This window comes from Pseudomonas sp. GW821-FHT05H12 (assembly GCF_059419385.1).
In genome coordinates this window covers 103,470-116,779 of record NZ_JBWKRS010000019.1, presented here as the reverse complement: position 1 = coordinate 116,779, position 13,310 = coordinate 103,470, and the positions used below count along the sequence as shown (strand labels likewise).

Genomic DNA, 13,310 nt, shown 5'->3' with positions numbered 1-13,310 from the left:
CATTTGAACGTCAAGGCACTTAAGGATTGAAATGAAGTTTGTCTGCCCCTCCCACACCCTCGCGCCCGATAGCAGCCTCGGTTTTGAAATCGATGGTTGCAAATTGTTGGCCGTGCGCCGGGGCGGCGTCGCCTACTTCTATATCAACCGTTGCCCCCATCGCGGTATCCCGCTGGAATGGCAGCCCGACCAATTCCTCGACACCAGCGCCAGCCTGATCCAGTGCGCCACCCATGGCGCGCTGTTCCTGATCGAAAGCGGCGAATGCATCGCCGGCCCCTGCGCAGGCCAAAGCCTGACTGCCCTGCCCGGCCGCGAGGACGAGCAGGGATTGTGGGTGGAACTCTAGTCGCCCATGACGACACCCAGGCGCCGGTCGACGTACATTTCTTCAGGCGTCACCCGCACGCCATAGGCCAACACCTCCACCCCGGCAGCCTTGGCCTCACGCAATGCCGCGGCGTAACCGGCATCGATTTCCACGGCCGGGCGCACCGCATCCACCCCCGACAGGTTGACGCAATACAACTGCACGGCCCGCACGCCTTCGCGCGCCAGGTGCGCCAGTTCCCGCAAATGCTTGGCGCCGCGCTGGGTGACGGCGTCGGGGAAGGCGGCGACTGTCGAACCGTCAAACCCTAAGGTGACGCTCTTGACCTCCACATAAGCCTGGCCCTGCGGGTAATCCAGCCAAAAGTCGATGCGGCTTTTTTCCTGGCCGTAGGGCACTTCCCGCTTCAGGGCGGTAAAGCCGTTGAGTTCACTGATGACACCTGCACGCAACGCCTCCTCAACCAACTGATTGGCTCGCGCCGTGTTGACGCACGCGAGGCGCCCTTGAGGGGTTTCGGCGATTTCCCAGGTACCCGGCAACTTGCGCTTGGGGTCTGTGGACCGGCTGAACCAGACCTGCCCGCCCTCCACCATGCAATTGAGCATCGAACCGGTGTTCGGGCAGTGAATGGTCAGCAACTCGCCGGTAACGGTTTCGATATCGGTGAGAAAGCGCTTGTAGCGGCGAATCAGCCGCCCTTCTTCGAGGGGAGGATGGAAGCGCATCAGCCTTGCCAGCTCCGCAGGCCACGGGCGATACGCTCCACCGCCTCCTGGAGTCGATCGAGGTTTTGTGTGTAGGCAAAGCGCACATGATGCCCCGCCTGATGGCGACCAAAGTCCAACCCGGGGGTAAACGCGACGTGCTCGGTTTCGAGGAAATGACGGCAGAACGCGAAGGCATCACCGCCAAACGCGCTGATATCAGCGTATAAATAGAACGCCCCCTCTGGCTCGACGGCGATGCCGAAGCCCAGCTCACGCAGCGCGGGCAGCAGGAAGTCGCGACGACGGCCAAACTCGGCGCGACGCTCCTCAAGGATGCTCAGGGTTTGCGGGGTAAAACAGGCCAGCGCCGCGTATTGGGCCATGCTCGGTGCACTGATGTAGAGGTTTTGCGCCAGCTTCTCCAGCTCACCCACCGCCGCCGGTGGCGCCACCAACCAACCCAGGCGCCAGCCGGTCATGCCGAAATACTTCGAAAAACTATTCAGGACAAAGGCATCATCGTCGACTTCCAGCACGCTGGCGGCGTCTGTGCCGTAGGTGAGACCGTGGTAAATCTCGTCGACCACCAGGTGGCCATTGCGCGCCTTGATCGCGCTCGACAGGCTGGCCAACTCATCTCGCGTAAGGATGGTCCCGGTAGGGTTGGCGGGCGACGCCACCAGCGCACCAACGCTGTCTTGGTCCCAATGCCTGGCCACCAGGTCGGCCGTCAACTGATAGCGCACCTCCGGGCCCACCGGCACCAGTTGGGCCGCGCCCTCCACCAGCCGCAGGAAGTGCCGGTTGCACGGGTAGCCCGGGTCCGCCAGCAGCCAATGCTTGCCCGGGTCGACCAACAGGCTGCTCGCCAGCAACAGCGCGCCCGAACCTCCGGGGGTGATCAGGATGCGTTCAGGATCCACGTTCAAACCGTATCGTTGCTCGTAGAAACCGCTGATGGCCTCGCGCAATTCCGGCAGGCCGCGGGCTGCTGTGTAGCGAGTCCTGCCGTTCGCCAGCGCAGCCTGGCCGGCCTGGATGATCGGTTCGGCCGTGGTGAAATCCGGCTCGCCGATCTCCAGGTGGATCACGTCATGACCCGCAGCCTGCAGCTCATTGGCGCGCGCCAGCAACGCCATGACATGAAAAGGTTCGATGGCGCGACTGCGCGCACTGTAGGGCTGAGCCATTAGCCTTCCTTAGACGGTGAGGACAAAATCCGGATTCTACCGAACCCGCGCCGTAAAACATGTTCTATTGCCTGCCCGGTCGTCCAGGATGAACCGGGCAGGCGCTTGCAAAACGACTAAAATCAACATTCGAGACGATACATAACCAGCCACGGCGGGCTGCTACCGTTTGCAACCCCCGCGTGATGGGCCTCGACAACCGGGAGTGGCGCACCCCGAATCTATCTGGTAAGTTCGCCCGCTTGCAGCCGCAGGGCCGGCAGGTGTCGGTGACGTTGCAATCCTGCGCAATGGATTAGAAGAGTGAGAGGCGGTCTATTCATGTCCACCCAAGCAAAGCAACAACAATCCTCAGGCCTCAGCGGCTTCACACCCTATGTCGAGGCAAAGGGTGAGGAGTACATGAGCGAGCCCATGCGCAAGCACTTCTCCAATATTCTGAAGAAGTGGAAGCAGGACTTGATGCAGGAAGTCGACCGCACGGTTGACCACATGAAGGACGAAGCAGCCAACTTTCCGGACCCGGCAGACCGTGCCAGCCAGGAAGAGGAATTCGCCCTCGAACTGCGCGCCCGTGATCGCGAGCGCAAGCTGATCAAGAAAATCGACAAGACACTGCAACTGATCGAAGACGAGGAATACGGCTGGTGCGAATCCTGCGGCGTCGAGATCGGTATCCGTCGCCTGGAAGCCCGCCCTACCGCGGACCTCTGCGTAGACTGCAAGACCTTGGCTGAAATCAAGGAAAAACAGGTCGGCAAGTAATCCCTGCCGGGCTGAACGAATGGGGCGTGCAAACGCCCCATTTTTGTTTCTGGCGTTTACCGATTTTCCAGTAGTATCCGGCCCATGACTGCCTCTACCTATATCGGGCGATTTGCCCCCACGCCCAGCGGCCACTTGCACTTTGGCTCCCTGGTCGCCGCCCTCGCCTCCTACCTTGATGCCCGCGCCAACCATGGCCGCTGGTTGATGCGTATGGAGGACCTCGACCCACCCCGCGAAGAACCGGGCGCCCAGGCGGCGATCCTACACGCCCTGGAAAGCTATGGCTTCGAATGGGACGGGGAACTAGTCCGACAAAGCGAGCGGCATGAAGCCTACGCCAAAGTACTGAACGACCTGTTCAACCATGGCCTGGCCTACGCCTGCACCTGTTCACGCAAGCAACTGGAAGCCTACAACGGGATTTACCCGGGGCTGTGCCGCAACGCCGGGCACGAGCAGCAGGACGCCGCCATTCGTTTGCGTGTGCCTGAGCTTGCGTATCACTTTACCGACCGTGTGCAGGGCGAATTCCGACAGCATTTGGGCCGCGATGTCGGCGACTTCATCATCCGCCGCCGTGACGGGCTTTATGCCTACCAATTGGCCGTGGTGCTCGACGATGCCTGGCAGGGTGTCACCGATATCGTGCGCGGCGCCGACCTGCTGGATTCCACACCGCGCCAGCTCTACCTGCAGGAGTTGCTGGGCCTGCGCCAACCGCGCTATCTGCACGTACCGTTGATCACCCAGCCGGACGGCAACAAGTTGGGAAAATCCTACCGATCGCCGCCGTTGACGCCCGACCAGGCCACGCCTTTGTTATTGAGAGCACTGCGCGCCCTGGGCCAGCAACCGAGCACCGAGTTGCTGTACGCCAGCCCACGGGAGCTGCTGGATTGGGGGATTGCGCACTGGGACGCGACCAAGATCCCGCGCACACTCACGCTGGCCGAAGCGAAATTGAACTGAAGGCGCTTGCAGCTTGCCAAGCATCCGTTACCATCGCCGCACGTTTTTACACAGAGGCCAACATGTACATCTATCGATTGGTCCTGCTGCTGGTCGTCGGGATCTACCTGTTTTCTCCCGCCATCATGGATTGGTGGATCGACGCCACGGGCGCCTGGTATCGCCCCTATCTGCTGTGGCTGATCCTGATCGTCGTGACCTTCATCCTGCAGAGCCAAAAAGATGCCGATGAGCTTTAGTCTCACCCAGATGCTGCTGATCAGCGCCGCCTACCTGGCCGCGTTGTTCGGGGTGGCCTGGATCAGTGAGCGCGGAATGATTCCGCGGGCGATCATTCGCCATCCGTTGACCTACACCTTGTCCCTGGGCGTCTACGCCAGCGCCTGGGCGTTTTATGGCACCGTGGGCCTGGCCTACCAATATGGCTATGGGTTTCTCTCCAGCTACCTTGGCGTGTCCGGTGCGTTCCTGTTGGCGCCGGTGCTGCTGTACCCAATCCTGAAAATCACCCGCACCTATCAGCTTTCCTCCCTGGCCGACCTGTTTGCCTTCCGCTTCCGCAGCACGTGGGCGGGTGCCTTGACTACCGTGTTCATGCTGATCGGCGTGCTGCCGTTGCTGGCCCTGCAGATCCAGGCCGTGGCGGACTCCATCAGCATCCTGACCCGCGAGCCTGTGCAACATCGCGTGGCGCTGGCCTTCTGTGCGCTGATCACGCTGTTCACGATTTTCTTCGGCTCGCGCCATATCGCCACTCGCGAGAAACACGAAGGTCTGGTCTTTGCGATCGCCTTCGAGTCGGTGATCAAGTTGATCGCCATCGGCGGCGTCGGTCTCTACGCGCTCTACGGCGTGTTCGACGGCCCGCAACAGCTTGAACTGTGGCTGCTGCAGAACCAGACCGCTCTCGCCGCCTTGCACACGCCGCTGCAAGAAGGCCCGTGGCGCACGCTGTTGCTGGTGTTCTTCGCCTCGGCGATCGTGATGCCGCACATGTATCACATGACCTTTACCGAAAACCTCAACCCGCGCTCGCTGGTCAGTGCCAGTTGGGGCTTGCCGCTGTTCCTGCTGCTGATGAGCCTGGCAGTGCCGCTGATCCTGTGGGCCGGCCTGAAGCTGGGCGCGACCACCAATCCCGAATACTTCACGCTCGGCATCGGCATTGCCGCCAACAACCCGGCCCTGGCGCTGCTGGCTTACGTTGGCGGGCTTTCCGCCGCCAGCGGGTTGATCATCGTCACCACCCTGGCGCTGTCGGGCATGGCGCTCAACCACCTGGTGCTGCCGCTGTACCAGCCGCCGGCCGAGGGCAATATCTACCGCTGGCTGAAATGGACACGCCGTGCGCTGATCGTCGCGATCATCATGGCCGGCTACGGCTTCTACCTGCTGCTGGGCGCCGGGCAAGACCTGGCCAATCTGGGCATCGTCGCGTTCGTCGCCACCTTGCAGTTCCTGCCGGGGGTGCTGTCGGTGCTGTATTGGCCGACGGCCAACCGTCGTGGGTTTATCGCCGGGCTGCTGGCGGGCATCCTGGTGTGGATCGTCACCATGCTCTTGCCGTTGGTCGGCAACCTGCAGGGTTTCTACATTCCGCTGCTGAACATGATTTACGTGCTGGACGACACCAGCTGGCACATGGCGGCCATCGCCTCGCTGGCCGCCAACGTCCTGATGTTCACCCTGATTTCGCTGTTCACCAACGCCAGCCCGGAAGAAACCAGCGCCGCCGAAGCCTGTGCGGTGGATAACGTGCGCCGGCCGCAACGCCGCGAGTTGCATGCGGCGTCGCCCCAGGAGTTCGCCACGCAACTGGCCAAGCCCCTTGGCGCCAAGGCCGCACAAAAAGAAGTCGAGCAAGCGCTGCGCGATCTGTACCTGCCGTTCGACGAGCGGCGCCCGTATGCACTGCGTCGTTTGCGTGACCGTATCGAAGCCAATCTCTCGGGCCTGATGGGCCCGAGCGTGTCCCAGGACATGGTGGAAACCTTCCTGCCCTACAAGGCGGGCGGCGAAAACTACGTCACCGAAGATATCCACTTCATCGAAAGCCGCCTTGAGGACTACCACTCGCGCCTCACCGGCCTGGCCGCCGAACTCGATGCCCTGCGCCGCTACCACCGTCAGACGCTGCAAGAGCTGCCGATGGGCGTGTGTTCCCTGGCCAAGGACCAGGAGATCCTCATGTGGAACAAGGCCATGGAGGAACTCACCGGTATCGCCGCCCAGCGCGTCGTGGGCTCGCGCCTGAATACCCTGGGCGAACCGTGGAAGGAGTTGCTGCAAGGTTTCATCAACCTGCCCGACGAACACTTGCACAAGCAGCACCTGGCCCTCGACGGCCAGACCCGTTGGCTCAACCTGCACAAGGCTGCGATCGACGAGCCGCTGGCACCGGGTAACAGTGGCCTGGTGTTGTTGGTGGAAGACTTGACCGAAACCCAGATGCTCGAAGACAAGCTGGTGCACTCCGAGCGACTGGCCAGTATTGGCCGCCTGGCAGCAGGCGTTGCCCATGAAATCGGCAATCCGATCACCGGTATCGCCTGCCTTGCGCAGAACCTGCGGGAAGAGCGCGAAGAAGACGGCGAAATCACCGAAATCAGCGGGCAGATCCTCGAACAAACCAAGCGTGTTTCGCGCATCGTGCAGTCGCTCATGAGCTTTGCCCACGCAGGCGCCCATCAGAATCAGGACGAAGCCGTCTGCCTGGCTGAAGTGGCGCAGGATGCCATTGGGCTGCTGGCCTTGAACCGGCGCAATTTCGAAGTACAGTTCTTCAACTTGTGTGATCCGGACCATTGGGTCGATGGCGACTCACAACGCCTGGCCCAAGTGCTGATCAACCTGCTGTCCAACGCCCGCGACGCAACCCCGGCGGGTGGCGCGGTAAGGGTCAAGACCGAGGCTTTCGAGCACACGGTCGACCTGATCGTCGAGGACGAAGGCAGCGGCATTCCACAGAACATCATGGACCGATTGTTCGAACCCTTCTTCACCACCAAGGACCCCGGTGAAGGTACCGGTCTGGGCCTTGCACTGGTCTATTCCATCGTTGAAGAGCATTATGGACAAATCACCATCGACAGCCCGGCTGACACCGAAAGCCAACGCGGCACCCGTATTCGGGTGACCTTGCCGCGTCATGTCGAAGCGACGTCCGCTGTGAACTGAGACCGTCGAGAGAATTGAATCAATGCCGCACATTTTGATCGTCGAAGACGAAACCATTATCCGCTCTGCCTTGCGTCGCCTGCTTGAACGTAATCAGTACCAGGTCAGCGAAGCCGGCTCGGTGCAGGAAGCCCAGGAGCGGTTCAGCATTCCCACGTTCGACCTGATTGTGAGTGACCTGCGCCTGCCGGGCGCTCCGGGCACCGAGCTGATCAAGCTTGGCCAGGGCACCCCGGTGCTGATCATGACCAGCTACGCCAGCCTGCGCTCGGCGGTGGACTCCATGAAGATGGGCGCGGTGGACTACATCGCCAAGCCTTTCGACCATGACGAAATGCTCCAGGCCGTGGCCCGCATCCTGCGTGACCGTCAGTCGGCCAGCAGCGCACCGGCCGAACAGCGTCCTTCCGGCAAGGCTGCCGACAAGCCAGGGGTGGATAACAGCAACGGCGAAATCGGCATCATCGGCTCCTGCCCGCCGATGCAGGACCTGTACGGCAAGATCCGCAAGGTCGCGCCTACTGACTCCAATGTGTTGATCCAGGGCGAGTCAGGCACCGGTAAAGAGCTGGTGGCTCGCGCCCTGCACAACCTGTCCAAGCGCGCCAAGGCGCCGATGATCTCGGTGAACTGCGCAGCCATCCCTGAATCGCTGATCGAATCCGAATTGTTCGGCCACGAAAAAGGCGCGTTCACCGGCGCCAGCGCCGGGCGTGCGGGCCTGGTCGAAGCCGCGGACGGCGGCACGCTGTTCCTCGACGAAATCGGCGAGCTGCCCCTGGAAGCCCAGGCCCGTTTGCTGCGCGTGTTGCAGGAAGGCGAGATTCGCCGTGTCGGCTCGGTGCAATCGCAGAAGGTCGATGTGCGCCTGATCGCGGCGACCCACCGTGACCTCAAGAGCCTGGCCAAGATCGGCCAGTTCCGTGAAGACTTGTATTACCGCCTGCACGTGATCGCCCTCAAGCTGCCGGCACTGCGTGAACGCGGCGCTGACGTCAACGAGATCGCCAATGCATTCCTGCTGCGCCAGAGCGCGCGCATCAACCGTACCGACCTCAAGTTTGCCCCGGACGCCGAACAGGCCATCCGGCATTACTCGTGGCCGGGTAACGTGCGGGAACTGGAAAACGCGGTCGAGCGTGCGGTAATCCTGTCGGAGAGCCCGGAAATCTCTGCCGAGCTGCTGGGTATCGACATCGAGCTGAGCGACTTGGAAGACGACGATTTCATCGGCCTGGCCCCGCAACAGGGCAGCGGTAGCAATACCAGCCATGAGCCGACGGAAGATTTGTCACTGGAGGACTACTTCCAGCATTTCGTTCTCGAGCATCAGGACCACATGACCGAGACTGAACTGGCCCGCAAGCTGGGCGTAAGCCGTAAGTGCCTGTGGGAACGCCGCCAGCGCCTGGGTATTCCACGGCGCAAGACCGGGGTGGCCAGCGAGAGTTGAGGGCGCGCCCCCACAGGTAACACCCTCAGATGTGAAAAAACTGTTACCGCTGATTTTTCACGTAACAAAAGCCGGGGCTTACGGTAACGAAGCCCCGGCTTTTTTTGGCCTGTCAAAAACCAAAAAACACCTTAAACCCCCGGAATCATTGGCCGGTGCAAAAGTTGGCACGCACCCTGCTATATGCTTAGTACAAAAACAATAACAAGCTTTGTACAAGACAATAAAAATAAGACGAATCGACTCACGCATAACAAAAACAACACGGCGGAGGCGCAGCTAACTGATTCTTTTGGAGAGGCGTTGCATTTGGGGCTTGCCCCGCAACCAGGCCGAGAACAACAAAAACTGCCCTAAGGCAGAGCCTGAACTGGTTGGATCGTAGATCAGCAACACAGCGACCAAAGCAATCCGTTTGCTCTTGACTCTCGATTGGGAGTGCCATGAAGGTGAAGCTTCATGGCGAGGGCGATCAACAAAAACAAGAAGCCCGAAATCAATAATAAAAATAGAGCACGCAACTACTTCTGGGGGAGCTTCGGCTCCCCTTGTAGTTTCTGCGATTTGACCTTCCAAGGCTTATGGCGCAAGGCCTGCAGCTTGTTCCTACACCATCCCCCGACTAAATGCTAGAATCCCCGCCCATCATGCGGTCATTCTTCGTTATGGCCGAACATTCCTTCAAACAGTGCATCCCATGCTGAAGAAGTTGTTCCAGTCATTCCGTTCTCCCTTGCGTCGTACGCAACACAAACGCAGCACGCCTGAAGTGCTCAACAGCAGCCAACATTCGCTGCAACGCGCTCAATTCAGCCGTTATGCGGTGAACATCGTCGAACGCCTGCAGAACGCCGGCTACCAGGCTTACCTGGTCGGTGGCTGTGTGCGCGACATGCTGCTCAATATCACGCCCAAGGACTTCGACGTCGCCACCAGTGCCACGCCCGAGCAAGTGCGTGCCGAATTCCGCAATGCGCGAATCATCGGTCGTCGCTTCAAGCTGGTGCACATCCACTTTGGTCGCGAAATCATTGAGGTCGCCACCTTCCGCGCCGGTCATCCGCAAAGCGATGAAGAAGAAGACACCAACCAGTCTTCGCGCAACGAAAGCGGCCGCATCCTGCGTGACAACGTCTATGGCACCCTGGAAGAAGATGCGCAGCGCCGCGACTTCACCATCAACGCCTTGTATTACGACCCGGTCAGCGAGCGCATTCTCGATTACGCCAATGGCGTACACGACATCCGCAACAACCTGATCCGTCTGATCGGCGACCCGGTCCAGCGCTACCAGGAAGACCCGGTGCGCATGCTGCGGGCAGTGCGGTTTGCCGCCAAGCTGAACTTCGGCATCGAGAAGCACACCGCCGCGCCGATTCGCGACCTGGCGCCGATGCTGCGCGAGATTCCTTCGGCACGCCTGTTTGAAGAAGTGCTCAAGCTGTTCCTCTCGGGATACGCCGCCGACACCTTCGAAATGCTGGTGGATTTGCAGTTGTTCGACCCACTGTTCCCGGCCAGCGCCGAAGCACTGGAGTACAACCCGACGTACACCCACACCCTGATCAGCGAAGCCCTGATCAACACCGACCTGCGCATCAAGCAGAACAAACCGGTCACCCCGGCGTTTCTGTTTGCCGCCCTGTTGTGGCCGGCCCTGCCAAAACGCGTGTTGCGCCTGCAAGACCGTGGCATGCCGCCGATTCCGGCCATGCAGGAAGCTGCGCACGAGCTGATCGCCGAGCAGTGCCAACGCATCGCTATTCCGAAGCGTTTCACGATGCCGATCCGCGAGATCTGGGACATGCAGGAACGCCTGCCACGCCGCAGCGGCAAACGCGCCGACCTGCTGCTGGAAAACCCGCGCTTCCGTGCGGGCTACGACTTCCTGCTGCTGCGTGAAAGCGCTGGCGAGCAGACCGACGGCCTGGGCGACTGGTGGACCGACTACCAGGACGCCAACGACAGCGAGCGCCGCGACATGATCCGTGACCTCGGCAGCAAGGGTGACGGTGAAGGCGCAGGCCCGAAAAAGCGTCGTCGCAGTGGCACCAAGCGTAAACGCAGTGCGGCTGACGCTTCGGGCGAATAAACGTGGAGCACATCTACATCGGCATGGGCAGCAACCTGGCTGCCCCGGACCAGCAATTGCGCAGCGCCATCGAAGCACTGGCGCAATTGCCCGGCACATCCGTCGCTGGCGTGTCGGCCTTCTACCAAAGTGACTCCCTGCTCCCGGGCCAACCGCGCTACACCAACGCGGTGGCCGCCCTGGACAGCAGCCTCGCGCCGCTGGAACTGCTCGATGCCTTGCAGGCTATCGAGAACGATCAGGGCCGTGAGCGCCTTGAACGTTGGGGCCCGCGCACCCTGGACCTGGACATCCTGCTGTTTGGCGATCGCCTGATCGACGAACCGCGCCTGAAGGTGCCGCACTACCAGATGCACCTGCGGGCGTTTGTGCTGTATCCGCTGGCTGAGCTGGCACCGGCCGCGTTGCAATTACCCAACGGTCAGCGGCTCAGCGATCTGTTGGCCGCGTGCCCATTCGTCGGCCTGGAACGCCTGCCCCAAGACTGACTCGGTCAATGTGGGAGCTGGCTTGCCTGCGATAGCATCACCTCGGCCTCACTGAAAGACCGAGGCGCCTGCATCGCAGGCAAGCCAGCTCCCACATTTTGATCCCATGTAGCCTGAAAACGCCGCTGAAGTTGCTGAATCGCGTCAGTAACAGCGGTAACACCGCCGTCGTAACAATGCGGTAACACATCCAATTGACTTCCCGTGTCCCCATCACGACTATAGGCGTCCCGCTGCCGTCAACACGGCGCTCAAGGGCGCAATCCAGGCCTTATAAGCACTGCTCTCAAGACAGTGCGCCTGTATAAACGAAGACTCACGCGCGTTACTCGCTGTTTCCAAGCGCCTGAACGAGGACCCTTTTCATGCCAGACATTACCCTGACCACCTTGCAGAGCCTCAAGCTCAAAGGTGAAAAAATCACCATGCTGACCTGCTACGACGCCACCTTCGCCCACGCCAGTTGCCAGGCGGGTGTGGAGGTGTTGCTGGTGGGTGACTCCCTGGGCATGGTTCTTCAAGGGAATGACAGCACCCTGCCTGTGACGACCGATGACCTCGCTTACCACACTGCCAGCGTCAAACGCGGCAACGACGGTGCGTTCATCATTGCTGACCTGCCGTTCATGGGTTACGCAACACTCGAACAGACCTTCCAGAACGCCGGCAAGCTGATGCAAGCCGGTGCGCACATGATCAAAGTGGAAGGCGCCGTGTGGCTCGCCGAGTCCATCCGTCTGCTGGCGGAACGTGGCGTGCCGGTGTGTGCACATATGGGCCTGACGCCGCAGTCGGTGAACATACTCGGCGGCTACAAGGTTCAAGGCCGTAATGAGGCTCAGGCACGCCAGATGCGTGCCGACGCGATTGCCCTGGAACAAGCCGGCGCCGCAATGATCCTGCTGGAGTGCGTGCCCAGCGAACTCGCCGCCGAAATCACCCAGGCCGTCAAAGTACCGGTCATCGGCATTGGCGCGGGTTCGGCCACCGACGGCCAAGTGCTGGTGGTGCATGACATGCTCGGCCTGTCGATCAGCGGCCGCGTGCCCAAGTTCGTGAAGAACTTCATGGCCGGCCAGGACAGCATCCATGCCGCCTTGAGCGCCTACGTCGCTGAAGTCAAAGCCGTTACCTTCCCTGGCGTCGAACACGGATTCTCTGCATGAACACCGTAAAAACCGTACGTGAACTGCGGGCTGCCGTGGCCCACGCCCGCAGCGCCGGCAAACGCATTGGCTTTGTGCCCACCATGGGCAACCTGCACAGCGGCCACGCCACTCTGGTCACCAAAGCCGCGCAACAGGCGGACTTCGTGGTGGCGAGCATCTTCGTCAACCCGCTGCAGTTCGGCGCCGGCGAAGACCTGGACAAGTACCCGCGCACCTTGGCGGCCGACCAGGAAAAGCTGCTGCAAGCCGGCTGCAACCTGCTGTTCGCACCCACCGTCGAAGAAATGTACCCGGGCGGCATGACCGGCCAGACGCGCGTCAGTGTGCCGCAACTCTCCGAAGGCCTGTGCGGCGCCAGCCGCCCCGGGCACTTCGAGGGCGTGGCCACGGTGGTAAGCAAGCTGTTCAACATGGTCCAGCCGGACATGGCCGTGTTTGGCCAGAAGGACTACCAGCAACTGGCCGTGATCCGCGCCATGGTCCACGACCTGAACATGCCTATCCAGATCATCGGCGAGCCCACCGTGCGCGCCGACGACGGCCTTGCGCTGTCGTCGCGCAATGGTTACCTCACCGACGAGCAACGAGCCATTGCCCCGGTGCTGTACCGCAGCCTCAGCCAGATTGCCGAGGCGATCAAAGCCGGTGAGCATGATTTCGCCAAGCTGCGCGCCGAGCAGGTCCAGCAGATCGAAGCCGCCGGCTTGCGCATCGACTACCTCGAAGTTCGCCAAGGCGCGCACCTGCGGCCCGCCACGGCCGAGGACCGCGACATCGTGATCCTGGTGGCCGCCTACCTGGGCGCCACGCGCTTGATCGACAACCTGCACCTGAACCTGGCCTGACACTCCCCGCCTTTTCCCACCTCAAAAACAGCACGTCTGTTGCCCTGTCCGCTGTGCCGGTATAAAAAAGTACCGGCTACAGCGCAGACAAAGCCAAGACATATTCACACGCTAGGTT

General features: G+C 61.2%; 12 protein-coding genes. 10 read left to right on the top strand and 2 right to left on the bottom strand.

Features of this window, described 5'->3' with window-relative positions:
- Nucleotides 1–31 precede the first annotated feature (31 nt).
- Nucleotides 32–349 (top strand): Rieske (2Fe-2S) protein, encoded by a 318-nt coding sequence (locus tag AC07SU_RS18265; RefSeq protein WP_494997799.1) that lies wholly within the window; start codon nt 32–34, stop codon nt 347–349.
- Here the strand turns inward: AC07SU_RS18265 and sfsA are convergent.
- The gene (sfsA, locus tag AC07SU_RS18260; RefSeq protein WP_494997798.1) at nt 346–1,059 is read right to left on the bottom strand and encodes a DNA/RNA nuclease SfsA; all 714 of its coding nucleotides are present in this window, start codon (nt 1,057–1,059) and stop codon (nt 346–348) included. The genes AC07SU_RS18265 and sfsA overlap by 4 nt on opposite strands.
- Nucleotides 1,059–2,231: a pyridoxal phosphate-dependent aminotransferase gene (locus AC07SU_RS18255; protein WP_176998407.1), complete on the bottom strand. Its 1,173-nt coding sequence runs from the start codon at nt 2,229–2,231 to the stop codon at nt 1,059–1,061. Before AC07SU_RS18255 ends, sfsA begins: the two co-directional genes overlap by 1 nt.
- A gap of 321 nt (nt 2,232–2,552) precedes the next feature.
- Here AC07SU_RS18255 and dksA point away from each other — a divergent pair, with 321 nt between their 5' ends.
- The 9 genes from dksA to panC all read left to right on the top strand — a co-directional run bounded on the left by dksA (nt 2,553) and on the right by panC (nt 13,192).
- The gene (gene dksA / locus AC07SU_RS18250; protein WP_065910298.1) at nt 2,553–2,996 is read left to right on the top strand and encodes an RNA polymerase-binding protein DksA; all 444 of its coding nucleotides are present in this window, start codon (nt 2,553–2,555) and stop codon (nt 2,994–2,996) included.
- A gap of 84 nt (nt 2,997–3,080) precedes the next feature.
- A complete protein-coding gene (gluQRS, locus tag AC07SU_RS18245; RefSeq protein WP_494997797.1) occupies nt 3,081–3,968 on the top strand; it encodes a tRNA glutamyl-Q(34) synthetase GluQRS in 888 nt (295 codons plus the stop codon).
- Between the two features lie 62 nt (nt 3,969–4,030).
- The gene (locus tag AC07SU_RS18240) at nt 4,031–4,207 is read left to right on the top strand and encodes a hypothetical protein (protein WP_003176118.1); all 177 of its coding nucleotides are present in this window, start codon (nt 4,031–4,033) and stop codon (nt 4,205–4,207) included.
- Complete coding sequence (locus AC07SU_RS18235; RefSeq protein WP_176998409.1) at nt 4,191–7,145, top strand: sensor histidine kinase; 2,955 nt, start codon at nt 4,191–4,193, stop codon at nt 7,143–7,145. Before AC07SU_RS18240 ends, AC07SU_RS18235 begins: the two co-directional genes overlap by 17 nt.
- A 22-nt stretch (nt 7,146–7,167) precedes the next feature.
- Nucleotides 7,168–8,598, top strand: a complete 1,431-nt coding sequence (locus AC07SU_RS18230; protein WP_494997796.1) for a sigma-54-dependent transcriptional regulator — start codon at nt 7,168–7,170, stop codon at nt 8,596–8,598.
- Nucleotides 8,599–9,295: 697 nt separating this feature from the next.
- On the top strand, nt 9,296–10,690 hold the full coding sequence (locus tag AC07SU_RS18225) for a polynucleotide adenylyltransferase PcnB (RefSeq protein ID WP_494997795.1): 1,395 nt from the start codon (nt 9,296–9,298) through the stop codon (nt 10,688–10,690).
- Between the two features lie 2 nt (nt 10,691–10,692).
- Nucleotides 10,693–11,178 (top strand): 2-amino-4-hydroxy-6-hydroxymethyldihydropteridine diphosphokinase, encoded by a 486-nt coding sequence (gene folK, locus AC07SU_RS18220; protein WP_494997794.1) that lies wholly within the window; start codon nt 10,693–10,695, stop codon nt 11,176–11,178.
- Nucleotides 11,179–11,543: 365 nt separating this feature from the next.
- Nucleotides 11,544–12,344 (top strand): 3-methyl-2-oxobutanoate hydroxymethyltransferase, encoded by an 801-nt coding sequence (gene panB, locus AC07SU_RS18215; RefSeq protein WP_176998413.1) that lies wholly within the window; start codon nt 11,544–11,546, stop codon nt 12,342–12,344.
- Entirely contained in the window at nt 12,341–13,192 is an 852-nt protein-coding gene (panC, locus tag AC07SU_RS18210) for a pantoate--beta-alanine ligase (protein WP_494997793.1), read from the top strand. Before panB ends, panC begins: the two co-directional genes overlap by 4 nt.
- Nucleotides 13,193–13,310: the final 118 nt, after the last annotated feature.